General features: G+C 63.5%; 23 protein-coding genes. 12 read left to right on the forward strand and 11 right to left on the reverse strand.

Features of this window, described 5'->3' with window-relative positions; translation table 11 throughout:
• Position 1: 1 nt before the first annotated feature.
• Positions 2-703 (reverse strand): 4'-phosphopantetheinyl transferase family protein, encoded by a 702-nt coding sequence (locus OSW16_RS06425; RefSeq protein ID WP_267821685.1) that lies wholly within the window; start codon positions 701-703, stop codon positions 2-4.
• 63 nt (positions 704-766) lie between these two features.
• On the reverse strand, positions 767-1,558 hold the full coding sequence (locus OSW16_RS06430; RefSeq protein ID WP_267821687.1) for a dienelactone hydrolase family protein: 792 nt from the start codon (positions 1,556-1,558) through the stop codon (positions 767-769).
• A gap of 129 nt (positions 1,559-1,687) precedes the next feature.
• Between OSW16_RS06430 and OSW16_RS06435 the strand changes: the two genes are divergently transcribed.
• The 4 genes from OSW16_RS06435 to OSW16_RS06450 all read left to right on the forward strand — a co-directional run bounded on the left by OSW16_RS06435 (position 1,688) and on the right by OSW16_RS06450 (position 6,076).
• Positions 1,688-2,293 carry a porin family protein gene (locus OSW16_RS06435; RefSeq protein WP_241802735.1) on the forward strand — a complete coding sequence of 202 codons (606 nt, stop codon included), beginning with the start codon at positions 1,688-1,690 and terminating at the stop codon, positions 2,291-2,293.
• A 125-nt stretch (positions 2,294-2,418) separates the two neighbouring features.
• Complete coding sequence (locus OSW16_RS06440) at positions 2,419-3,096, forward strand: response regulator (protein ID WP_241802736.1); 678 nt, start codon at positions 2,419-2,421, stop codon at positions 3,094-3,096.
• On the forward strand, positions 3,093-4,439 hold the full coding sequence (locus OSW16_RS06445; protein WP_267821689.1) for an ATP-binding protein: 1,347 nt from the start codon (positions 3,093-3,095) through the stop codon (positions 4,437-4,439). The genes OSW16_RS06440 and OSW16_RS06445 overlap by 4 nt, the downstream gene beginning before the upstream one ends.
• 314 nt (positions 4,440-4,753) lie before the next feature.
• Entirely contained in the window at positions 4,754-6,076 is a 1,323-nt protein-coding gene (locus tag OSW16_RS06450; RefSeq protein WP_241802738.1) for a dicarboxylate/amino acid:cation symporter, read from the forward strand.
• A 105-nt stretch (positions 6,077-6,181) separates the two neighbouring features.
• Here the strand turns inward: OSW16_RS06450 and OSW16_RS06455 are convergent, their stop codons facing one another.
• Both OSW16_RS06455 and OSW16_RS06460 read right to left on the reverse strand, forming a co-directional pair.
• Positions 6,182-6,676 (reverse strand): SprT family zinc-dependent metalloprotease, encoded by a 495-nt coding sequence (locus OSW16_RS06455; RefSeq protein WP_241802739.1) that lies wholly within the window; start codon positions 6,674-6,676, stop codon positions 6,182-6,184.
• A gap of 139 nt (positions 6,677-6,815) precedes the next feature.
• The gene (locus OSW16_RS06460) at positions 6,816-7,415 is read right to left on the reverse strand and encodes a Yip1 family protein (protein WP_241802740.1); all 600 of its coding nucleotides are present in this window, start codon (positions 7,413-7,415) and stop codon (positions 6,816-6,818) included.
• Between the two features lie 262 nt (positions 7,416-7,677).
• Between OSW16_RS06460 and ttcA the strand changes: the two genes are divergently transcribed.
• Positions 7,678-8,502 (forward strand): tRNA 2-thiocytidine(32) synthetase TtcA, encoded by an 825-nt coding sequence (gene ttcA / locus OSW16_RS06465; protein ID WP_241802741.1) that lies wholly within the window; start codon positions 7,678-7,680, stop codon positions 8,500-8,502.
• Positions 8,503-8,505: 3 nt separating this feature from the next.
• Positions 8,506-9,177, forward strand: a complete 672-nt coding sequence (locus tag OSW16_RS06470) for a DNA-3-methyladenine glycosylase I (protein WP_267821692.1) — start codon at positions 8,506-8,508, stop codon at positions 9,175-9,177.
• 33 nt (positions 9,178-9,210) lie between these two features.
• On the opposite strand, the gene OSW16_RS06475 is transcribed toward OSW16_RS06470, so the two are convergent.
• Genes OSW16_RS06475 through arsC form a run of 3 tightly spaced genes read right to left on the reverse strand, consistent with a single transcriptional unit; the run spans position 9,211 to position 10,572 of the window.
• Positions 9,211-9,624: a DUF2069 domain-containing protein gene (locus OSW16_RS06475; protein ID WP_267821694.1), complete on the reverse strand. Its 414-nt coding sequence runs from the start codon at positions 9,622-9,624 to the stop codon at positions 9,211-9,213.
• Positions 9,617-10,222 carry an NAD(P)H:quinone oxidoreductase gene (gene wrbA, locus OSW16_RS06480; protein WP_012313121.1) on the reverse strand — a complete coding sequence of 202 codons (606 nt, stop codon included), beginning with the start codon at positions 10,220-10,222 and terminating at the stop codon, positions 9,617-9,619. Before wrbA ends, OSW16_RS06475 begins: the two co-directional genes overlap by 8 nt.
• The gene (gene arsC / locus OSW16_RS06485) at positions 10,219-10,572 is read right to left on the reverse strand and encodes an arsenate reductase (glutaredoxin) (protein WP_241802744.1); all 354 of its coding nucleotides are present in this window, start codon (positions 10,570-10,572) and stop codon (positions 10,219-10,221) included. Before arsC ends, wrbA begins: the two co-directional genes overlap by 4 nt.
• An 85-nt stretch (positions 10,573-10,657) precedes the next feature.
• Between arsC and OSW16_RS06490 the strand changes: the two genes are divergently transcribed.
• The gene (locus tag OSW16_RS06490) at positions 10,658-11,122 is read left to right on the forward strand and encodes a TlpA disulfide reductase family protein (RefSeq protein ID WP_241802745.1); all 465 of its coding nucleotides are present in this window, start codon (positions 10,658-10,660) and stop codon (positions 11,120-11,122) included.
• Between the two features lie 208 nt (positions 11,123-11,330).
• On the opposite strand, the gene OSW16_RS06495 is transcribed toward OSW16_RS06490, so the two are convergent.
• From OSW16_RS06495 to OSW16_RS06510, 4 genes are all read right to left on the reverse strand, one after another.
• Positions 11,331-11,735: an META domain-containing protein gene (locus OSW16_RS06495; RefSeq protein ID WP_267821698.1), complete on the reverse strand. Its 405-nt coding sequence runs from the start codon at positions 11,733-11,735 to the stop codon at positions 11,331-11,333.
• Complete coding sequence (locus OSW16_RS06500; protein WP_267821700.1) at positions 11,732-12,169, reverse strand: hypothetical protein; 438 nt, start codon at positions 12,167-12,169, stop codon at positions 11,732-11,734. Before OSW16_RS06500 ends, OSW16_RS06495 begins: the two co-directional genes overlap by 4 nt.
• 31 nt (positions 12,170-12,200) lie before the next feature.
• Positions 12,201-13,190: a 2-hydroxyacid dehydrogenase gene (locus OSW16_RS06505; RefSeq protein WP_267821702.1), complete on the reverse strand. Its 990-nt coding sequence runs from the start codon at positions 13,188-13,190 to the stop codon at positions 12,201-12,203.
• A 215-nt stretch (positions 13,191-13,405) separates the two neighbouring features.
• Positions 13,406-16,165 carry a response regulator gene (locus OSW16_RS06510; protein ID WP_267821704.1) on the reverse strand — a complete coding sequence of 920 codons (2,760 nt, stop codon included), beginning with the start codon at positions 16,163-16,165 and terminating at the stop codon, positions 13,406-13,408.
• Positions 16,166-16,359: 194 nt separating this feature from the next.
• Here OSW16_RS06510 and OSW16_RS06515 point away from each other — a divergent pair, with 194 nt between their 5' ends.
• From OSW16_RS06515 to relA, 5 genes are all read left to right on the forward strand, one after another.
• On the forward strand, positions 16,360-17,076 hold the full coding sequence (locus OSW16_RS06515; protein WP_267821706.1) for a response regulator transcription factor: 717 nt from the start codon (positions 16,360-16,362) through the stop codon (positions 17,074-17,076).
• A 3-nt stretch (positions 17,077-17,079) separates the two neighbouring features.
• Positions 17,080-18,471: a sensor histidine kinase gene (locus OSW16_RS06520; protein ID WP_267821708.1), complete on the forward strand. Its 1,392-nt coding sequence runs from the start codon at positions 17,080-17,082 to the stop codon at positions 18,469-18,471.
• 117 nt (positions 18,472-18,588) lie between these two features.
• The gene (gene cysM, locus OSW16_RS06525; RefSeq protein ID WP_241802752.1) at positions 18,589-19,488 is read left to right on the forward strand and encodes a cysteine synthase CysM; all 900 of its coding nucleotides are present in this window, start codon (positions 18,589-18,591) and stop codon (positions 19,486-19,488) included.
• Positions 19,489-20,847: a 23S rRNA (uracil(1939)-C(5))-methyltransferase RlmD gene (rlmD, locus tag OSW16_RS06530; RefSeq protein WP_267821710.1), complete on the forward strand. Its 1,359-nt coding sequence runs from the start codon at positions 19,489-19,491 to the stop codon at positions 20,845-20,847.
• Between the two features lie 95 nt (positions 20,848-20,942).
• On the forward strand, positions 20,943-23,183 hold the full coding sequence (gene relA, locus OSW16_RS06535) for a GTP diphosphokinase (protein ID WP_267821712.1): 2,241 nt from the start codon (positions 20,943-20,945) through the stop codon (positions 23,181-23,183).
• Positions 23,184-23,198: the final 15 nt, after the last annotated feature.

The following is a 23,198-nucleotide window of genomic DNA, read 5'->3' on the forward strand; positions in this document are numbered from 1 at the left end:
CTTAAACGCTGACCAGGCTGAGCAGGTGACCGTCCTGCACGCAGAACTGGCCGTCCAGCTCGACGCCATGGCGCCATTCGGGCGACAGGTCGATGAGCAGGCGCAGGCGTGCAAGGCCTTCCGGTGACCACTGCAGTATCTCGGCGTGCTCGAAGTAGAAGCGCTGCCGGGTCAGTGGGTAAAGGGTCTTGAACAGGCTTTCCTTGAGTGAAAAGGTCAGGGTAACCGCCAGGCCCACCTGGCTGCGGTCCAGGCGCTCGAGCTCTGCCGGGGTGAGGATTTCGCCCATCAGCCGTTCGGCTCGCTCGTCGTCCAGCAGTGCTTCCTGGTCCAGCCCCAGGCCGCGGCAACTGCCGTGCGCTGCAACCACGGCCGCAGCCCAGCCTTTGCCGTGGGTGATCGAGCCGTGGATGCCCGTGGGCCAGATCGGCGAACGGTCTTCGTGGGTGCCGGGCACATGGTCACGGCCATCCAGGCGTTGCAGCGCGGCGCGCGCGCACACCCGGCCGGCCAGGTACTCGGCCTGACGCTTGGCCACCGAGCGTTGCAGGCTGGGGCTGGGTTCGATACCGGCACGCTGGAAGTCGTCGGCGGCCAGGCGGTTGGGGTCGAAGGCACAGCTGACCAGCACCGCGCCGGGCAACGGGCGGGGCAGGGGCCAGTGGTGCTGGAGCGGGTCACAGCAGGAAGGCAATCTGTTCATGGCGGTATTGTGCCAGCCGCTGTGGCTGTGTGGGAGATGGGCCGCGAAGCGGCCCGGCAATCTTCAGTCGAACGCTTTCTTGAAGAACGCCTGCATGTCCGCCCATGAACGCTCGTCCGCAGCCTTGTTGTAACCAATGTCCGGCCCGCCATGGGCGCCGTGGCTCAAGCGGTCGGCATCCGGGTTGGTGAAGCCATGCTTGGCGCCGGGGATGCTGACGAACTGATAGTTGACCTTGGCCGCGTCCATTTCGGCCTTGAACGCGGCGACCTGTTCATCAGTGACCATGCTGTCCGCCGCGCCGTGTTCCACCAGGATGTCGGCCCTGACCACACCAGGCTTGGCCGGCGTCTGGGTAGCCAGTGCACCATGGAAGCTCACCACGCCGTCCAGTTTCTCGCCGCGCCGGGCCGCATCCAGCACCACCTTGCCGCCGAAGCAGTAACCTACGGCGCCCAGTTGATGCTTGTTGACGTTCGGCTGCTTTTTCAGCAGTTCAAGGCCCGCGTCGAAGCGCGCGGCCGCCGCGGCCGGGTCCTTCAGCGCTTGGGCCATGAATGCCTGGGCATCCTGCGGGTGCTCGGTGTGCTTGCCGTCACCGTACATGTCGATGGCCAGCGCTTTGTAGCCCAGTGCCGCGAGGTCACGGGCACGACGCTTGGCGTAATCGTTGAGCCCCCACCATTCATGCACTACGACGATGCCCGGGCGTTTGCCCTCCAGTGCATCGTCATAGGCGTAGTAGCCGACCAGGCGGTTGCCATCGTCGTCCTGGTAGGGGATCTCTCGGGTCACTACTGCCGCCTGGGCAAGAGCGGCGCTGCACATCAGGGTCAAAGCCAGCAGGGCACGCATGTTCACTACTCCTTGTTTTGCAAACGTATCGTTCAGCCCTGGTTCAGCCAGGATTCAGCCGCGGTTCAGGGCGTTCTGCTTACTCTAGCTTCCAGACCGAAACAGCGCATTCAACTGGAGTACAACGCCATGAAAACCTTCAATACCTTACTTGCTGCCATGGCCGTCTGTGCAGCTGGCATGACCACCGCCCAGGCCGCCGACGACAACTTCGCCAGCCTGACCTACGGCCAGACCAGCGACAAGGTCCGCAAGTCTGGGCTGTTGCAACGCAACACCGACCACCTGAACGCCGACGGCATCATCGGCAAGGATGACACCTGGGGCGTGCGCCTGGGCAAGATCAACGACCAGGGTCGCTACTACATGACCTACGACAACGTCTCGGGCGACCACAGCGGCCTGAAGCTGCGCCAGGAGAACCTGCTGGGCAGCTATGATCTGTTCCTGCCGGTAGGCGACACCACCAAACTGTTCGGTGGCGGCAGCCTGGGCATGACCAAGCTGACCCAGGACTCGCCAGGGGCCAGCCGTGATACCGACTATGGCTATGCAGTGGGCCTGCAGGCCGGCGTAATCCAGGAAATCACCGACCGGGCTTCGGTTGAGCTGGGCTACCGCTATCTGCGTACCAATGCGGCGACCGAGGTAGGGGCGAGCGGCGGGCCGAAAGAGGGTACCTTGCGCCTGACCAGCAGTGCTCAGACTTACCTGTCGGCGAACTACACGTTCTGATGCCCGAGTCGAGTTATCCTCTACGGGCCTCATCGTCTGCAAGCCGGGTTCCCCACTGCTATTGAGTGCGGGAGCCGGCCTGCCGGCGCTCAGGCCGGTACAGCCAACATAGGAAGGAGCGTCACATGAAACTGCTGGTGGTCGAGGACGAAGCCCTGCTAAGGCACCACCTCCATACCCGCCTGAGCGAAAGCGGCCATGTGGTCCAGGCCGTGGCTGATGCCGAAGAAGCGCTGTACCAGGCCGAGCAATTTCACTTCGACCTGGCCGTGATCGACCTCGGCCTGCCCGGCATCAGCGGCCTGGAGCTGATCGGCCGCCTGCGCGCCCAGGCCAAGACCTTTCCCATTCTGATTCTCACCGCCCGGGGCAACTGGCAGGACAAGGTCGAAGGCCTGGCCGCCGGTGCCGATGATTACTTGGTCAAGCCCTTCCAGTTCGAAGAGCTTGAAGCACGCCTCAATGCCCTGCTGCGCCGCTCCAGCGGCTTCACCCAGTCGACCATCGCCGCAGGGCCCTTGCTGCTGGACCTCAACCGCAAGCAGGCGACCCTTGACGAGCAGCCGCTGGCGCTGACCGCCTACGAGTACCGCATCCTTGAATATCTGATGCGTCATCACCAGCAGGTGGTGGCCAAGGAGCGCCTGATGGAACAGCTGTATCCAGGCGACGAGGAGCGTGACCCCAACGTCATCGAAGTGCTGATCGGCCGTTTGCGTCGCAAGCTCGAAGGTGAGCGCGGGTTCAAACCGATCGACACGGTGCGTGGCCTCGGCTACCTGTTCACCGAGCGCTGCCGATGATTCGTTCGCTGCGGGTGCGCTTGATGCTCGCGGCAGCGGTGCTGGCGGTGCTGTTCATGCTGGCGCTGCTGCCCGCGCTGCAGAAGGCCTTCAGCCTGGCCTTGCAGGAATCGATCGAGCAGCGCCTGGCGTCGGACGTGACCACGCTGATTTCTTCGGCGCGCATCGAGCATGGCCAGTTGCAGATGCCCGCACTGCTGCCGGACGAGCGTTACAACCTGCCGTATACCGGTTTGCTCGGTTACATCTTCGACCGCGAAGGTAAGCTGGTCTGGCGCTCCCGGGCCACGGCCGACCAGCACATCAACTACCAGCCGCGCTACGATGGACGCGGTAATGAGTTCGCCCGTATGCACCAGGATGACGGTGAGGAATTCTTTGTCTACGACGTCGAAATAAAGCTGCTGGGTGGCCAGAGCGCCGCCTATAGCATCGTTGCCCTGCAGCCGGTGCGTGAGTACCAGCAAACCCTCGATGGCCTGCGTGAAAAGCTCTACCTGGGCTTTGGTGCGGCCTCGCTGGCGTTGCTGGTATTGCTTTGGGCCGGCCTGACCTGGGGCCTGCGTTCCCTGAGGCGGCTGAGCCGCGAGCTGGATGAGGTGGAGGCCGGTGCCCGCGACGGGCTAAGTGCCGAGCACCCCCGTGAGCTGCTGCGCCTGACCGGTTCGCTCAACCGTCTGCTGCGCAGTGAGCGGGAACAGCGCCAGCGTTATCGCGACTCGCTGGGGGACCTGGCGCACAGCCTCAAGACGCCGCTGGCGGTGCTGCAGGGCGTGGGCGAGAGCATGCAGCAGCGCGCGGGTGAGCGTGAGCAGGCGCGGGTGCTGCAGAGCCAGATCGAACGCATGAGCCAGCAGATCGACTACCAGTTGCAGCGCGCCAGCCTGCGCAAGAGTGGCCTGGTGCGCCACAGCGTGCAGTTGCTTCCGGTGCTGGACAGCCTGTGCAGCACCCTGGCCAAGGTGTACCGCGACAAGCGCGTCGAAGTGCTGCTCGAGGTGCCGGCGCAGGCACAGGTGCCGATGGAGCAGGGCGCGCTGCTGGAGCTGTTGGGCAACCTCTTGGAAAACGCCTTCCGCCTGTGCCTGGGGCAGGTGCGGGTGAGCCTGCAGGAGGCGCCTGGGCGGCTGACCTTGAGCATCGACGATGACGGGCCGGGTGTACCGGCCGATCAGCGTGAGCGGATTCTCGAACGGGGCGAGCGGCTGGACCGGCAGCATCCGGGGCAGGGAATCGGCCTTGCAGTGGTCAAAGATATCGTCGACAGCTACGACGCTGAATTGAGCCTGGACGACTCGCCGCTGGGCGGAGCGGCATTGCGGGTCACCTTCTACCTGGATTGACGTTCAGGCGCAGGGTGCCCCATCACCTGCGGGCGGATTCCCGCCAAGGCCCCTGTACAAATCCCGCCATCGGGCGGAAATCCGCCATCTCTCCTCAGGCAATTCGCCCTGTCGTTGGGCATTTCCCACGAGCAAATACGGCCTTTGCACCCTTCGTGGGCGTTTTGGCATCGCCCTTGCTATCTGACTTGGCAGAGGCCTGCCCAGGCAGCTCGAACACAACGACAAATCCCTCCGGGTGCAGGAGGGTTAGCGATTCAGGTGCCCTGACATCCTGGGAAGGATGAAGCCGGCACACTTGAGGAAATTTAGCCATGACGACACGTCAGCCGCTGTACAAATCCCTGTATGTCCAGGTGATCGTTGCCATCACCATCGGCATCCTGCTCGGCCACTTCTACCCGGAAACCGGCGTCGCCCTCAAACCGTTGGGTGATGGTTTCGTCAAACTGATCAAGATGGTCATCGCGCCCATCATCTTCTGTACCGTGGTCAGCGGTATTGCTGGCATGCAGAGCATGAAGTCGGTCGGCAAGACCGGCGGCTACGCACTTCTGTACTTCGAGATCGTTTCCACCATCGCCCTGATCATCGGCCTTGTCGTCGTCAACGTGGTCAAACCAGGCGCTGGTATGCACATCGACGTCAGCACTCTGAACGCCAGCAGCGTGGCCGCCTACGCCGCCGCCGGTGCTCAGCAGACGACCGTTGGCTTCCTGCTCAACATCATCCCTAACACCGTGGTAGGTGCCTTCGCCAACGGCGATATCCTGCAGGTGCTGATGTTCTCGGTGATCTTCGGCTTTGCCCTGCACCGTCTGGGCAGTTACGGCAAACCGCTGCTGGACCTGATCGACCGCTTCGCCCATGTCATGTTCAACATCATCAACATGATCATGAAGCTGGCTCCGGTCGGTGCCTTCGGTGCCATGGCCTTCACCATCGGCCAGTACGGCGTTGGCTCGCTGGTACAGCTGGGCTACCTGATGGCCTGCTTCTACATCACCTGCCTGTTGTTCGTGCTGGTCGTGCTGGGCGGTATCTGCCGCGCCCACGGCTTCAGCGTGCTCAAGCTGATCCGCTACATCCGTGAAGAACTGCTGATCGTACTGGGTACCTCGTCCTCGGAATCTGCGCTGCCACGCATGCTGGCCAAGATGGAGCGCCTGGGTGCCAAGAAGTCGGTGGTTGGCCTGGTGATCCCTACCGGTTATTCCTTCAACCTGGACGGCACCTCGATCTACCTGACCATGGCCGCGGTGTTCATCGCTCAAGCCACCGACACCACCATGGACATCACTCACCAGATCACCCTGCTGTTGGTGCTGCTGGTGGCGTCCAAAGGGGCTGCCGGTGTTACTGGCTCTGGCTTCATCGTGCTCGCCGCGACCCTGTCGGCTGTCGGCCACCTGCCGGTTGCCGGCCTCGCGCTGATCCTTGGCATCGACCGCTTCATGTCCGAAGCCCGCGCCCTGACCAACCTGGTGGGCAACGCCGTCGCTACCGTGGTGGTGGCCAAGTGGGTCAAGGAAATGGACGACGACAAGCTGGCATCGGAGCTGGCTTCGGGTGGCGCGCCGCTCGAGCTGAACACCCCGACCGATGACCTGGGCGTTGCTGAAGTCCCGGTTCGTTGAGTGTGATGCCGTCATGAGAAAGGCGACCCTCGGGTCGCCTTTCTCGTTTCTGCCATGAAGCCAGCGCAGTATCTGCGGGGGCCGGCTTGCCGGCGATAGGCCGGTTTATTCAACCCGCGTCTCGCCACTGTAGATCAGAACTTCTTTACACCGCCTGCACAGGTAGCGCCGCCCCTGATGCACCAACTTGTGCCGCTGTGCCGTGAACGGGAAATCGCTCTGCGGGCACGGGCAGCGGTAGATGTAGCGGGTCGCCACACGCCGGCGCACCTCATAATTGTGGCAACGATTGGGCGGCAGTTCATACACCCCGCGCATGATCAGTTGCCACTCTTCGCCATGGGCCTGAATGCGGTCGCCGAACAGTTGGTGAGCCACCAGGTGCGCCACTTCATGGGCCACGGTCTGGCGCAGGAAATCTTCCTGGTTTTCGCGGTACAGCTGCAGGTTGAAGCGCAACAGGTTTTCGTGCAGGTGGGCGACGCCCGCCTTCTGGCCGCGCAGCTTGAAGCTGACTTCCGGGCGCGGGAAGGGGCGCTTGAAAAAGGTTTCGGCTTGCTGGTAACAGGTTTCGACGCGTTGTTTGAGCAGCTCGGGCATGGCGGGGTGATTCTCCTGACCGGGCATTATGCCGCAAGCAGTGGCAGCCTGCCGAGCCACCGGTCAGCAGACAGCCGGAAGTCGCCTTGCGGCGGCTTCCGGTTTGATGCCCCAGTGTTGGATCTAAGTGTTTTCGAAGCTAGTTGGTATAGACGGGCCCCACGCCCAGTCCCCAGATGATCACGGTCGCAGCCATGATCGCTACCAGTACCACCAGGCCCACTGCCAGCACCGAGCTGGAGAACAGGAAGCCTTCATCGGTCGGTATGTTCATGAATGTCGGCAAGCCGACGTACAGCAGGTAGACGGTGTAACAAATGGCCGCGGTACCCACCAGCATGCCCAGCCACAGGTGCGGGTAAAGCGCTGCCAGGCCGCCGAGGAACAGCGGTGTGGCGGTGTAGGTGGCAAAGGCGATGCATTGCGCCATGGACGGGCTGGCGTCATAGGTACGTGCCATCCAGTGGATGAACGCGCCCATGACCGCAACCCCGGCGAGCATCGCCAGGTAGGACATGATGCTCATCCATAGAGCGCTTTCCATCGTCAGCATCACCGCTGGCCGGTCGCCGATCACCCAGCCGACCTGGGTAGTGCCGATGAATGCCGAAACGGCGGGTATCGCCGCCAGTATCAGCGTGTGCGTCAGGTACATGTGGCTGATGCTTTCTTCTTCCCCGCGTATCTCCCGCCACTCCTGATCGGGGTGGGTAAACAGCCCCACAACGTGATGAATCATGCCGGTCACTCCTCTCGTTGTTGCCAATCGCCCCCCAGATGGAGCGCAAGCGGCCCGAGGCCAGGGCACCGATGGAAGCGGTAATGTGGCCTTATGTCGCAGTATAGGAAGCCGTTACCCGCACAAACTGCGCTTTTTAGAGCAAATCGCGCTGTAAGGCCGCCTGCTGATTCCCTTGAAGTCTTTATCGGAATCCCTACAGGTGCGCGTGGTTTGTGCGTAAAATAGCCGGCTTTTGTCACACCTCGCGGATCCAAGCGCTATGGGCACCCTCTCGGTCAACCAGAACAAACTGCAAAAACGCCTGCGTCGTCTCGCCGGCGAAGCCATCACCGACTACAACATGATCGAGGATGGCGACAAGGTCATGGTCTGCCTGTCCGGCGGCAAGGACAGCTACACCATGCTCGACGTTCTGTTGCACCTGCAGAAGGTGGCACCGATCACGTTCCAGATCGTCGCGGTGAACATGGACCAGAAGCAGCCGGGCTTCCCCGAGCATGTGCTGCCGGCCTACCTGAAAGCGCTGGGCGTCGAGTACCACATCGTCGAGAAGGATACCTACTCGGTCGTCAAGGAGCTGGTGCCAGAGGGCAAGACCACTTGCTCGCTGTGCTCGCGCTTGCGCCGTGGCACCCTGTACACCTTCGCTGACGAAATCGGCGCAACCAAGATGGCGCTTGGGCACCATCGCGACGACATCGTCGAGACCTTCTTCCTCAACATGTTCTTCAACGGTTCGCTCAAGGGCATGCCGCCCAAGCTGCGTGCCGACGACGGCCGTAACGTGGTGATCCGCCCGCTGGCATACTGCAGCGAGAAGGACATCCAGGCCTACTCGGACATGAAGGAATTCCCGATCATCCCGTGCAACCTGTGCGGTTCGCAGGAGAACCTGCAGCGCCAGGTGGTCAAGGACATGCTGGTGGAGTGGGAGCGCAAACACCCGGGCCGTACCGAGAGCATCTTCCGCGCCCTGCAGAACGTGGCCCCGTCGCAGTTGGCCGACCGCAATCTGTTCGACTTCACCAGCCTCAAGATCGACGAAAGCGCCACCCCGCGTTTCCTCGATGTACTGAACATCTGATCCATGCGCGATTACCAGTGGTTGCATGAGTACTGCCTGAACCGCTTCGGCTCGGCCCAGGCCCTGGAGGCCTTCCTGCCGCAGCCGCGCACCCCGGCGCAGCTGCGCGACATCAGCAACGACCGCTACCTGTCGACCTTGGCCTTGCGCGTGTTCCGCGCAGGGCTCAAACACAGCCTGGTCGATGCAAAATGGCCGGCATTCGAGCAGGTGTTCTTCGGTTTCGACCCGGAGAAGGTCGTACTGATGGGCGCGGAGCACCTGGAGCGGTTGATGCAGGACGAGCGCATCATCCGCCACCTGGGCAAGCTCAAGAGCGTGCCGCGCAATGCTCAGATGATCCTTGATGTGGCCAGGGAGAAGGGCAGCTTTGGTGCGTTCATCGCCGATTGGCCGGTGACCGATATCGTCGGGTTGTGGAAGTATCTGGCCAAGCATGGCAATCAGTTGGGCGGGTTGTCAGCGCCACGGTTTTTGCGCATGGTCGGCAAGGATACGTTCATCCCCACCGATGACTTGGCCGCTGCGCTGATTGCCCAGAAGGTGATCGACAAGCAGCCGACCAGCCAGCGCGACCTGGCGCTGGTGCAGCAGGCTTTCAACCAGTGGCATGCCGAGAGCGGGCGGCCGCTGTGCCAGTTGTCGGTGATGCTGGCCCATACCGTCAACCATTGAAAAAACCCGGGCTGCAACAGCAGCCCTGCGGATTCAACGGCCTTCACCTGCCATGCGCCGTTCATGCTGGAATTTCCAGCGCACGAACAGCAACCCGCTGATGAACAGCCCCAGGCTCAGCAGCACCTCGACCCAGCCGAACACTGCCCGCGACGGGTCGAACGCCGCCAGCACCCCTTTGATGAAATAGATATTCACCACAAAGCAGGTCCAGGCATGCGCCCGGGCGCTGCCCAGCAGCATGCCGGGCAGCAGCAACAGCAGCGGCACAAGCTCGATCGCCAGGATCACTTCTACCCGCGCCCCGTGCAGGTTGGCGAACCACAGGTTGTTCGCCACCAGCAATGCGATCAGGCCAAAAAAGAATGCCAGGCTCAAGGCGCGGGTGAGGCGCAGGCGCGGTGCCAGCCACTCCAGTGGTGGCAACACCTTTGGCTTCTTAGCCACGCGAGGCCTCCAGGGCCTTGGCCGTGGTTGCCAGGCGTTGGCCCAGCGCGCGGCACAGGGTGATCTCGTGTTGATCCAGCTCACGTTTGCCGTCTGCGCCGGCATGGTGGCTGGCGCCGTAAGGCGTGCCGCCGCCGCGGGTTTCGAGCAGCGCCGATTCGCTGTAGGGCAGGCCCATCACCAGCATGCCGTGGTGCATCAGCGGCAGCATCATCGACAGCAGGGTGGTTTCCTGGCCGCCGTGCAGGCTGGCGGTGGAGGTGAACACGCCGGCCGGCTTGCCGACCAGTTCACCCCCCAGCCACAAGCTGCTGGTGCCATCGAGGAAGTATTTGAGTGGTGCGGCCATGTTGCCGAAGCGGGTCGGGCTGCCCAGCACCAGGCCAGCGCAATGGCGCAAGTCGTCCAACGTGGCGTACAGCGCGCCGCTGGCCGGAATGTCTGGCGCCACGGCCTCGCACTCGGTGGAAATCGCCGGCACCGTGCGCAGGCGCGCTTCCATGCCGGCCAGCTCGATACCGCGGGCGATATGCCGGGCCATTTCGCTGGTCGAGCCATGTCGGCTGTAGTACAGCACCAGGATGTAGGGCGCACTCACGGCAGGATCTCCAGCACGTTCTCTGGTGGTCGGCCGATCACCGCCTTGTCACCGGCCACCAGGATCGGGCGTTCGATGAGCTTAGGGTGCTGGGCCATGGCGTCGATCAGTTGTGCATCGCTCAAGGCCGGGTTGGCCAGGTCCAGTGCCTTGTATTCGTCTTCACCGGTGCGCAGCAGCTGGCGTGGGCCGATGCCCAGTTTGCCAAGCAGAGCCTTGAGGGTGGCGGCGTCGGGCGGGGTTTCGAGGTAACGAACGATGGTCGGCGCCAGCCCGCGTTGTTCGAGCAGTTCCAGTGCGCCGCGGGATTTTGAGCAGCGCGGGTTATGATAGAGCGTCAAGTCAGTCATGTCGGGTCGCATCCAGCTGGGTGTGGCGGCTATTCTAACCGCAGGAACTGACCTATTCGCTTGAAACTTCGAGAAGGATTGACCCATGGCAAGGCGTTTGGCAGCAGTATTGGCCATCACCGCTGGCCTTTTGCTCAGTGGCTGCGGTGCCGACTACGGTGTGGACCAGCATGGCAACACGGTGAAGGCCGAACAGATCGACGGGCACTGGCTGGTGCTCAATTATTGGGCTGAATGGTGCGGCCCGTGCCGTACGGAGGTGCCTGAGCTGAACACTGCGGCCAAGCAGTGGGCGGCCGATGGCATCAAGGTGGTGGGGGTGAACTTCGATGGCCTGCAGGGGCAGGAGTTGAAGCAGGCGGCCGATACCTTGGGCATCGGCTTTACCGTGCTGGCCCAGGACCCGGCCGAGCGTTATGACCTGCCACGCAGCGAAGCGTTGCCGGTGACCTACATCATCGATGACCAGGGCAAGGTCCGCGAGCAACTGCTGGGTGAGCAGACCCTGGAAGGGCTCCAGGCCAAGATCAAAGCGCTCAAGGGGGCCTGAGAGCGGCAAGCTTCAAGCTTCAAGCCGCAAGAAAAAGCGGGCCGTGCATAGATCCGCCTTTGCTTGCAGCTTGTAGCTTGCAGCTCAAAGCACTCAACGGGGCCTCAAAGCGGCAAGCCTCAAGCTTCAAGCTGCAAGAAAAAGCTGGCCGTGCGCCGATCCGCCTTTGCTTGCAGCTTGCAGCTTGCAGCTTAAAGCTTCCAAGAGCTTAGCCCTCTTCGGGCCAGAACCGCAGGGGCTTGCCTTCGGCCGGCCAGAAGCGCAACTGCTCTACAGGGGACACATCCCAGCGCTGCACCGTCTCCAGCGCCTGCAGGAAGCGCTTTTCCTGCTCCATCAACGCCGGCGCGCAAAGCTTGCGGGTCTTGCCGACCTTGCCGAAGCTCAGGTGCTCGCCGTCCAGCGTGTACTGGGCGAACCAATGGTTGCAGCCCGCATTGCCATAGGCCCGGCCGTCACTGGCCAGCGTCAGTGTCAGGTGGCTGTAGTCGATCAGCGGCCGTTCACCGATCCACTCCAGCACATAGCTGCGCTCCAGTTGCAGCTTCGAAGGTTCGGTTGCGCAGCCGAGCAGGCCGGTGGCAATCAGGGCGCCGGTCAGCAGATTCTTCACTCGGTGCTCTCCTGGCAACGCGGGCACACGTGCTTGTCGCCACGACTGGCCCAGCCCAGCTCGGCGATACGCGCCGTAGCGGCCGGCTGGCGGGCCTTCTTGCCCAGCTTGGCGTCCACGGCGAACTCGAAGTCCAACACGGCATCGCAGCTGTCGCACTCAGCCTGCCAATTGAGGATTTCCAGCTCGTGGAACAGCGGGCCGCTGGCCACGGCCACCCACTGGCCACGCGGGTTGATCAGGTGGCGCACGCTCTCGACCGTCAGGCGCATGGACAAGTCCTTGCTGCCCTTGAGGGTGACCAACAGGGTGTCGCCCTTGTGCATCGAACCACCGTTGCCGGTCACCTGGTAGCGGCCCGGTACCAGGGCGCGGCACTCGATCAAGGTGTGTTGCGGGTTGAAAAGGGTGTAGCGGAAATCGTGCTCGACCATGGGTCCTCCAGAAATGCCGCGTATCCTAGCATCAACCTGTGACCAGATTCTGCGCATTACCCGCCGCCCAGCGGTTGATGTTTTCCAGCGTGGTCGCGGCAATGGCATCCAGCGCTTCGCGGGTCAGAAACGCCTGGTGCGCGGTGACGATCACATTGGGGAACGTCAGCAGCCGCGCCAGCACATCATCCTGCAGCGGCAGGTCAGAACGGTCCTCGAAAAACAGCTGGGCTTCTTCTTCATACACATCCAGCCCCAGGTACCCGAGCTGGCCGCTTTTCAAGGCCTCGATCAGGGCCGGGGTGTCGACCAGCGCACCACGGCCGGTGTTGATCAGCATGGCGCCGGGCTGCAGCTGGGCCAGGCTTTGCGGGTTGATCAGGTGCCGGGTGTGTTCGGTGAGCGGGCAGTGCAGGCTGATGATCCGCGCCTCGCGCAGCAGTTCTGGCAGCTCGACGTAGCGCGCCCCAAGCGCCAGCAGTTGGGGGTTGGGGGAGGGGTCATAAGCCAGCAACTGGCATCCGAAGCCTGCCATGATCTGGGCGAAGGCGGCGCCGATCTGGCCGGTACCGACCACGCCGACGGCCTTGCCGTGCAGGTCGAAGCCGGTCAGGCCATGCAGGGTGAAGTCACCCTCGCGGGTGCGGTTGTAGGCCCGGTGCAGGCGTCGGTTGAGGGCCAGGATAAGCGCCACGGCATGCTCGGCCACGGCGTGCGGTGAGTACGCGGGTACGCGCACCACCGCCAGGCCGAGCCTTTGGGCGGCAGCCAGGTCGACATGGTTGTAGCCGGCCGAGCGCAGGGCGATCAGGCGCGTACCGCCAGCCGCCAGGCGTTGCAATACCTGGGCGTCGAGCTCATCGTTGATGAATGCGCACACCACCTCGAAGCCCTGAGCCAGGGCGGCTGTGTCGAGGGTCAGGCGGGCGGGCTGGAAATGCAGCTCCACAGCGCTATCACAAGCGGCCTGGGTGAAGCTTTCCTGGTCGTAGTGCTGGCTGCTGAACAAAAGAGCGCGCATGGTCGGGCTTCCTTGATCGTGGTTGGGGGATTGTAGCCACCTGCGCGCACAAGGAAGTTGATCTACGCCGCCCCCATCGCCGGCAAGCCGGCTCCCACCGCAACCGCGCACTGCTTCAGGCCTGCGCTTTACCTGTGGAAGCCGCCGTCTTGCCCCATTCATAAAAGCCGGCGCAAATCCCTGTGGCCGGCTTGCCGGCGATGAGGCCTTGAAGGTCAGGCGTTCTGGCGGGCCTGCTCCGCCAGCCGGACAATTGCGCCATCCAGCTCGTCGAGCGCCTGCTGCGCTTGCGGATGCTCCTGTTTCAGCAAGGTCTCGCTGCGCTGGCAGGCGGCACGCAACTGCGGCACGCCGCAATAGCGCGAGGCACCGTTGAGCCGATGCACCTGCTCGATCAGCACACCATGATCGTCCGCCTCCCGTGCAGCACGAATGGCTTCACGGTCCGACGCCAGCGACGCCAGCAACATGGTCAGCATGTCTGCCGCCAGATCCGGCTTGCCTGCCGCGAGGCGCAAGCCTTCGTCAGGGTCGAGCACCGGTAGATCCTGGCCCTCGGCCTGCTGTTCCTCCAGGCGCTCCAATGGCCCGACACCCAGGCTCAGGCCGGTCCATTTCATCACCACCTGGGCCAGCTGGCGCTCGCTGATCGGTTTGGTCAGGTAGTCGTCCATGCCGCTGTGCAGCAGTGCCCGTTTCTCGTTGGCCATGGCGTGGGCAGTGAGGGCGACGATCGGCAGCGGGCTGCCGCTCTGGGTGTTTTCCCACAAGCGGATCTGCTCGGTGCAGGCACGGCCATCCATGCCTGGCATCTGCACGTCCATCAGCACCAGGTCGAAGTGTTCGCTCTGTACCGCCTGGACCGCAGCATGGCCGTTGTCGAGCGCCAGCACATCGGCGCCGAGGTCTTCCAGCAGGGTTTGTACCAACAGCAGGTTGGCCGCATTGTCGTCGACACAGAGGATTTTCGGCTGGCGCTGGCCGCGCGTTGGCGCGGCCAGTTCGCCCCGCGTACGGCGCGGTTGCAGCAGCTCCAGCAGCAGGCGGCGCAGCTTGCGCGTGCAGGTCGGCTTGGACAGCAGTTGGCCATGGCCATTAGGCAGGTGAGGGTGGTACAGCGCTTGCTCGGTGGTCGGGCAAAGCACCACGCAATGGCAGTGGTAGCGCTCCAGTTGCTGGTGGTATTGGCCCAGCTGTTCGGGCGTGAGAGTGCCCAGGTTGGCACCCAGCACTGCGAACTCGAAGGGCATGCCGGCCTGGAAGCCCGCCTGAACCCCCTGCAGCAGTTGTTCATACGAGGCGAACAGGCTTACGCTCAAGCCGCAGTCCTGCAACTGATGCTCCAGGGCCTGGCGTGCCAGGTCATGCCCGTCGACGATCGCCGCGCGACGCCCCAGCAGCGGCTGCGACGCCTGCGTCTCGCTGTCGTCGTGGGCCTTGGGCAGGCTCAGGCTGATCCAGAATTGCGAACCCTCCCCTGGGGTGCTGTCGACCCCGATCTCGCCGCCCATCTGCTCGATCAGGCGCTTGGAAATCACCAGCCCAAGGCCGGTGCCGCCCGGCTGGCGGGCCAGCGAATTGTCGGCCTGGCTGAACGCCTGAAACAACGTGCGCACATCCTGCGGTGACAGGCCGATACCGGTGTCCTGCACGCTGATGCGCAGTTGCGCGCTGTCTTGTTGCTCGTCCTCGAGCATTGCCCGCACGACGATGGTGCCCTCGCGGGTGAATTTGATGGCGTTGCTCACCAGGTTGGTGAGGATCTGCTTGAGCCGCAGCGGGTCGCCAACCAGCGATGACGGTGTGTCGCGGTAGATCAGGCTGAGCAACTCCAGCTGCTTGGCGTGGGCGGCGGGCGCCAGGATGGTGAGGGTGTCCTGGACCAGGTCGCGCAGGTTGAAAGGGATGCTGTCGAGCACCAGCTTGCCGGCCTCGATTTTGGAAAAGTCGAGGATCTCGTTGATGATCCCCAACAGGTTGTCGGCCGATTTCTCGATGGTGTTCAGGTAGTCCAGCTGGCGCGGGGTCAGCTCGCTTTTCTGCAACAGGTGGGTGAAGCCGAGAATACCGTTGAGCGGCGTGCGGATTTCGTGGCTCATGTTGGCCAGGAATTCCGATTTGATGCGGCTCGCCTCCAGGGCCTCCTTGCGCGCCATGTCCAGCTCGATGTTCTGGATTTCGATGGTTTCCAGGTTCTGGCGCACATCCTCGGTGGCCTGATCGATGCTGTGCTGCAGTTCTTCATGGGCGCTGTGCAGGGTTTCTGCCATGCGGTTGATGCCCCTGGCCAGTTCGTCCAGCTCGTGGCTGCCCATGGCGGGCAGACGTTCTTCCAGGTGGCCGTCTTTGAGCTGGTTGACGGCATGCTTGATGCGCGCGATCGGGTCATTGATGGTGCGGCTCATGCGCATTGCCAGCAGGCCGCTGAGCACCAGGCACGCGAGTATCAGCAGCATGCTGGTGAACAGGTTGCGGTAGCCGCGCAGCAGCGTACCGTCGTGCGACAGTTCGATCTCGACCCAACCCAGCAGGCGCTCGGCTTCGGCCGGGACGGCTTCGGTGGCCAGGTCGCGGTGGTGGCCGAACACCGGCATCAGGTAGCGGGTGGCATCGTTGCCGCTGCGCTCCAACAGTTGAGTACCCGTGCCGCCGCTGGGCGCCTGGTTGATCATGCTGGGGCCAGCGTGGGCCAGACGGGTGCGGTCCGGGGCGAGGAAGGCCACTGCACGCACATCGGCCTGCTCCAGCGTTTGCGCAGCGATCCGCTCCAGTTGCGCAGGCGCCTGCCGGGCCATGGCGGGCGCGGCCAACGGTGCCAGTTGTTCGGCAATCATCTTGCCGCGTTGCAGCAGTTGGGTGCGCAACTGGTCTTGCTGCAGCCACGTGAAATAGCTGCCCAGCACCAGAGCCATCAAGCTGGCAGGCAGCAGTGCCAGCAGCAGTACCCGGCTTCTGATTCCCAAACGATCGAGCACACTCGCCTCCTGTGATGTGCCTGGATGCCGTTACTGGCGTAACGGAGCAAAGCGGAAAGTTACTCCGCCTGCCTGCCTAATGCACCCTTTATGTGGCTGTTTTCACCCAGCAGTCGGGCGTTGAGCGCAGGGCGGTTGCCTATGGCGGACGCATGCTCAATAATCGCGTAATTGAGAATATGTGGCAGTTGCCAATGAATCCCGTAACTATTAATACTTCCAGCATCCTCGCCATCGAGGATGACCCGGTGCTGGGTGCCTACCTGCACGAAGAACTGCAGCGCGGCGGCTTTGCGGTGACCTGGTGCCGCAACGGCCTGGAAGGCCTGGAAACCGCCGGTCGTCAGGACTTCGACGTGGTCCTGATGGATATTCTGCTGCCCGGGCTCAACGGTCTTGATGCCCTGGCCCAGCTGCGTCGACGCAGCGCCACGCCGGTTATCCTGATGTCGGCGTTAGGTGCCGAGGCCGACCGCATCAATGGCTTCCAGCGCGGTGCCGACGATTACCTGCCCAAGCCTTTCAGCATGGTCGAGCTGCAGGTGCGCATCGAGGCCATCCTGCGCCGCGTCGCGCTGGAGCGTCGTCATCAGCCGCCATCGGGTATTGCCTGCGGCGAGCTGTGGTTCGACGAGACGGTTTGCGATGTCAGCTTCGGTGGCCGGCAGGCAGGCCTCACCCCTAGCGAGTATCGCCTGTTCGATCTCCTCAACCGCAACGTCGACGAGGTGCTGAGCAAGCCTTTTCTCTACCAGCAGGTGCTGCAACGGGGCTATTCGCGGCATGACCGTAGCCTGGACATGCACGTCAGCCAGATCCGCCGCAAGCTCAAAGGCATCGGCTACCTGGAGCGGCAGATCCGCACCGTGTGGGGCAAGGGTTACGTGCTCAGTGCCGGTGAAGCGGAGTAGGCCATGCTGGACCGTCACTCGCTGTTCTGGAAGCTGGCCATCCTGCTGGTAGGTTTCTGCCTGCTGATGATCGGTCTGAGTTACACCTGGGGCCGGCATATGGAAACCCAGAATGCCTACCTCGATGAGCCTGCCCGCCAAGTGCTGCGCAGCTATGCCGGGGAGGCCGAGGCGGCCTGGCGCAGTGGTGGCCGCACCGGGCTGGACCAGTGGGTTGCGGCCATGCACCAGCGTGAGCGCGGCTGGATAGGCGTGCTCGATAGCAATCTGCAGCCCCTTGCCAGCACCGCCCTCGGCCCCGAGATCATGCAGCGGCTCACGCGCCTGCGCGGTGTCGACTGGCCCATGAGCCGGCGCAGTACTGACCAGCCCTGGCTGCGCATACCGTTTCCGGGGGCACCGGAGCAGGGCATGCTGGTGATGGTGCTGCCCGAACGTTTCAACCCTGGCCAGTACCGGGTGCTGTGGCGGGTGTTGACCAACGGTGTGATTCCCGGGTTGTTCACCTTGCTGCTGTGTGTCGGCCTGTACCGCATGCTGATCGTGCCGCTCAACCAGTTGCGCGAGCAGGCCAATGCCTGGCGTGCCGACCAGCTGTCGGCGCGGCTGGACGCACGCACCACCGCCCGGCATGACGAACTGGGCGAGCTGGCCCGCGCCTTCGACCAGATGGCCGAACGGCTGCAGGGCACGGTGGCCATGCAACAGCAGTTGCTGCGTGATTTGTCCCATGAAATGCGCACACCGCTGAGCCGGTTGCGGGTGGCCTGCGACGGTGAAACCGACCTTCAGCGCCTGCGCGAGCGCCTGGGGCGCGAGGTGGACTGTATGCAGCAGTTGGTCGAGAACACCTTGCAGCTTGCCTGGCAGGATGCCGAGCGTGCGCCGATGAACCTTGAGCCTATCCAAGTGCAGGCCCTGTGGGACCTGCTGGCAGAGGATGCCAGTTACGAAAGCGGCTGGTCCCCCGAACGCCTGCGCTGCGAACTGCCAGCCGACTGCTGGGTGCAGGGCAACCTGAATCATCTGGCTCAGGCGTTGGAAAACATGCTGCGCAATGCGATCCGCCACTCCCCGGAAAACGGCGTGGTGCAGCTGGCCGGGCAGCGTGAAGGTAGCCATTGGCGCCTGTGGCTGGAAGATCAGGGCGGTGGTGTGGCTACCGAGGATCTGGAGCGCATCTTCGCCCCCTTCACCCGGCTCGATGGCTCGCGCCCCGGCGACGGCGGTTTCGGCCTGGGCCTGAGCATCGCCCGCAGTGCGATCCAGCGTCAGGGCGGCACCCTGTGGGCAGAGAACGGCAAACGCGGTCTAAAGCTCTGCATGCGCCTACCGCTGCACCTCCCCGCGCCATCTCTGCAACCCCCGCCCCCACAAACGCTACCCACAGCTTGAAGCTTGCAGCTTGCCGCTTATAGCTTGTAGCTATACCCACCACAGATTGCGTGATATGGCCGGGAAGTGTTTGCCGGTATGATAGGCGCCCCTGCCGTCCGGATTGTGAAATACACCATGACCTTGCAGTACCCAACCATCGCCGATTGCGTCGGCAATACGCCCCTGGTTCGCCTGCAGCGCATCGCTGGAGAAACCAGCAACACCCTCCTGCTCAAGCTCGAGGGTAACAATCCAGCAGGCTCCGTGAAGGACCGCCCGGCACTGTCGATGATCGCGCGCGCCGAACTGCGCGGCCAGATCAAGCCCGGCGACACCCTGATCGAAGCTACCTCCGGAAATACCGGTATAGCCCTGGCCATGGCGGCAGCGATCAAGGGCTACAAGATGATCCTGATCATGCCCGACAACTCCACCGCGGAGCGCAAGGCAGCGATGACTGCCTACGGTGCCGAGCTGATCCTTGTGACCAAGGAAGAGGGGATGGAAGGTGCCCGCGACCTGGCCGAGAAGCTGCAGGCCGAAGGCCGCGGTCTTGTGCTGGACCAGTTCGCCAACGGCGACAACCCGATTGCTCACTACAACAGCACCGGCCCGGAAATCTGGCAGCAGACCCAGGGCACCATCACGCATTTCGTCAGCTCCATGGGCACCACCGGCACCATCATGGGTTGCTCGCAGTACCTCAAGGAGCAGAATCCGGCCGTGCAGATCGTTGGCCTGCAACCGATGGAAGGCTCGGCCATTCCGGGCATCCGCCGCTGGCCCGAGCAGTACCTGCCGAAAATCTTCGATGCCACCCGCGTTGACCGCGTCATGGACATGTCCCAGCAAGAAGCTGAAGACACCATGCGCCGCCTTGCCCGCGAAGAGGGCATTTTCTGCGGCGTGTCTTCCGGTGGTGCGGTGGCAGCCATGCTGCGCCTGTCCCAGGAAGTGGAAAACGCGGTAATGGTCGCGATCATTTGCGACCGTGGCGACCGTTACCTGTCCACCGGCCTGTTCGACCCGAGCTAAATGTCCAGAAAGAAAAGCAACAGCGGCCTGCGCTTCCAGCCAGCCGGTGGTAACCGCACGCCCCAGGTACCCGTGGGCAAAAAGCAGCGTCTGGACATCGAGCGCCTTGCCGGTGACGGCCGTGGCATCGCCTTCCACGACGGGCGGACCTGGTTCGTCAGCGGCGCCCTGGCCGGTGAGGCGGTCGAGGCGCGGGTGCTCAATGCCCGTGGCAAGGTGGTCGAGGCGCGCCTGGAGCGTGTGCTGCAGGCCAGCGCCGAGCGCCGCCAGGCGCCGTGCCGCCATTACGAGCGTTGTGGTGGCTGCAACTTGCAGCACCTGCCGCATCAGGCGCAGCTGGCGCTCAAGCAGCGAACCCTGGCCGAACAGCTGCAACGGGTGGCCGGGGTGCAACCGCAAGAATGGGCGGCGCCATTGAGCGGGCCGGAATTCGGCTATCGGAGGCGGGCGCGTGTGGCCGTGCGCTGGGATGTCAAAGCGCGTCAGCTGGAAGTAGGGTTCCGTGCCGAGGCCAGTCAGGACATCGTCGCCATCGACGACTGCGCCGTGCTGGTACAGCCTTTGCAGTCCATCGTGCGGCATTTGCCTACGGTGCTGCGTTCGTTGAGCAAGCCCCAGGCCATCGGCCACGTCGAGCTGTTCAGCGGCACGGCCGAAGCGTTGCTGGTACGCCATGTGGCACCGTTGCCGGCCGATGACCTGGCGCGTCTGCAGGCATTCTGCAACGAGGCCAAGGCCCAGCTGTGGCTGCAGGGCGAAGGCGAACCGGTGTCGGTGGAGGCTGGCGCGAAGCTAGGCTTCACCTTGGAGCCGTGGCAGCTGGAACTGGCCTGGCGCCCGGGCGATTTCGTTCAGGTCAACGCCCAGGTCAATACTGCAATGGTCGAGCAGGCCCTGGCCTGGCTCGCTCCGCAGGCCGACGAGCGTGTGCTCGACCTGTTCTGTGGCCTGGGCAATTTCGCCCTGCCGCTGGCCCGCCAGGCACGGGAAGTGGTGGCGGTTGAGGGTGTGCAGGCGATGGTGGACCGGGCTGCGGCCAATGCCCGAAACAACAATGTGCATAACGCACGGTTTTTTCAGGCCGATTTATCCCAGCCTTTGGCGGGCGCCGGATGGGCCGCCGAGGGCTTTTCTGCGGTACTCTTGGATCCACCGCGCGACGGTGCTTTCGAGGTGGTGCAAAGCATCGCACGCCTCAAGGCCACGCGGCTGGTTTATGTATCATGCAACCCGGCCACACTGGCGCGAGACGCCCAGGTGCTGGTCGGCCAGGGGTACCGGTTAAAAAGGGCCGGGATTCTCGACATGTTTCCTCAGACGGCGCATGTCGAGGCCATGGCGTTATTCGAAGCGGGCTAGCAGGCTGGCCCCTTGGTGCGGTTCCCATGGACTGGGAGCCACACGGTGATAGCCAGCGCTCCGAGTGGTGCGCTGTATGGAAAGGTAAAACAAAGATGGTACAGGTGAGAGTGCACCAGCCGGTCAATACGGACGGCAGTATCAATCTCGAAGCATGGCTGGATCATGTGGTGAGCGTCGATTCGGCATTGGATCGCGTGGCACTCGAAGAGGCCTGCGAGTTCGCCCAGGAAATCGAGAAAAAGGGCAACCCTGCCAAGCATTCCTGGGCCGATGGAACCTCCAGTTTCCAGGCTGGCCTGGAAATCGCCGAAATCCTCGCCGACCTCAAGCTCGACCAGGATTCGCTGGTGGCGGCGGTGATCTACCGCTCCGTGCGTGAGGGTAAGGTGACCCTGGCCGAAGTCGGGCAGCGTTTCGGCCCTGTGGTGTCCAAGCTGATCGACGGCGTGCTGCGCATGGCCGCCATCAGTGCCAGCCTCAGCCCGCGCCAGTCGCTGGTGCTGGGCTCGCAGGCGCAGGTCGAGAACCTGCGCAAGATGTTGGTGGCGATGGTCGACGATGTGCGCGTGGCGCTGATCAAGCTGGCCGAGCGCACCTGCGCGATCCGTGCGGTGAAGTCCGCCGATGACGAGAAGCGTCTGCGTGTGGCGCGGGAGGTCTTCGACATCTATGCGCCGCTGGCCCATCGGCTTGGCATCGGCCACATCAAGTGGGAGCTGGAAGACCTGTCCTTCCGCTACCTGGAGCCCGATCAGTACAAGCAGATCGCCAAGCTGTTGCACGAGCGCCGGCTGGACCGTGAGCGCTTCATCAGTGACGTGATGAACCAGCTGCAGAATGAGCTGCTGGCCACCGGCGTCAACGCCGATATCAGTGGGCGGGCGAAACACATCTACTCGATCTGGCGCAAGATGCAGCGCAAAGGCCTGGAATTCAGCCAGATCTACGACGTGCGTGCGGTGCGCGTGCTGGTACCGGAAGTGCGCGACTGCTATACGGCGCTCGGTATCGTCCACACCTTGTGGCGGCACATTCCCAAAGAGTTTGACGACTACATCGCCAACCCCAAGGAGAACGGCTACCGTTCGCTTCACACCGCCGTGATCGGCCCCGAGGGCAAGGTGCTGGAAGTGCAGATCCGTACCCACGGCATGCACGAAGAGGCTGAACTTGGCGTTTGCGCCCACTGGCGTTACAAGGGCACCGACGTCAAGCCCAGCTCCAATCACTACGAAGAGAAGATCTCCTGGCTGCGCCAGGTGCTCGAATGGCATGAGGAACTGGGCGACATCGGTGGCCTGGCCGAGCAGTTGCGGGTCGATATCGAACCGGACCGGGTCTACGTATTCACCCCCGACGGCCATGCCATCGACCTGCCCAAGGGCGCCACGCCGCTCGACTTCGCCTATCGCGTGCACACCGAGATCGGCCACAACTGCCGTGGCGCCAAGATCAACGGGCGTATCGTGCCGCTCAACTACAGCCTGCAGACCGGCGAGCAGGTGGAGATCATCACCAGCAAGCACGGCAACCCGAGCCGGGACTGGCTGAACTCCAACCTGGGGTACGTCACCACTTCACGGGCCCGGGCCAAGATCGTCCACTGGTTCAAGCTGCAGGCCCGCGATCAGAACGTCGCCGCAGGCAAGACCTTGCTCGAGCGCGAGCTCAGCCGCCTGGGCCTGCCGCAGGTAGACTTCGAACGCCTGGCCGAGAAGACCAACGTCAAGACCGCCGAGGACATGTTCGCCTCGCTCGGTGCCGGTGACCTGCGCCTGGCTCACCTGGTCAACGCTGCTCAGCAACTGCTCGAGCCCGAGCGTATCGAGCAGATCGAACTGGTGCCGCGCAAGCCTAGCGGCCCGCGCAATGGCAAGCGTGGCGACATCCAGATCCAGGGCGTCGGCAACCTGCTCACGCAGATGGCCGGCTGCTGCCAGCCGCTGCCGGGCGATGCCATTGTCGGCTACATCACCCAGGGCCGCGGGGTGAGCATTCACCGCCAGGACTGTGCCTCGGTGCTGCAACTGGCAGGGCGTGAGCCGGAGCGGATGATTCAGGTCAGCTGGGGGCCGATACCGGTGCAGACCTACCCGGTCGATATCGTTATCCGTGCCTACGACCGCCCAGGGTTGCTGCGCGATGTGTCGCAGGTGCTGCTCAACGAGAAGATCAACGTGCTGGCAGTCAACACCCGCTCGAACAAGGAAGACAACACCGCGCTGATGTCGCTGACCATCGAGATCCCGGGCCTGGATGCGCTGGGGCGTCTGCTGGGCAGGATTTCGCAGTTGCCGAACATCATCGAGACGCGGCGTAACCGTACCCCTTGAACCTGCGGTGGCTTC

Source organism: Pseudomonas putida, assembly GCF_026625125.1.
Lineage (GTDB): Bacteria > Pseudomonadota > Gammaproteobacteria > Pseudomonadales > Pseudomonadaceae > Aquipseudomonas > Aquipseudomonas putida_X.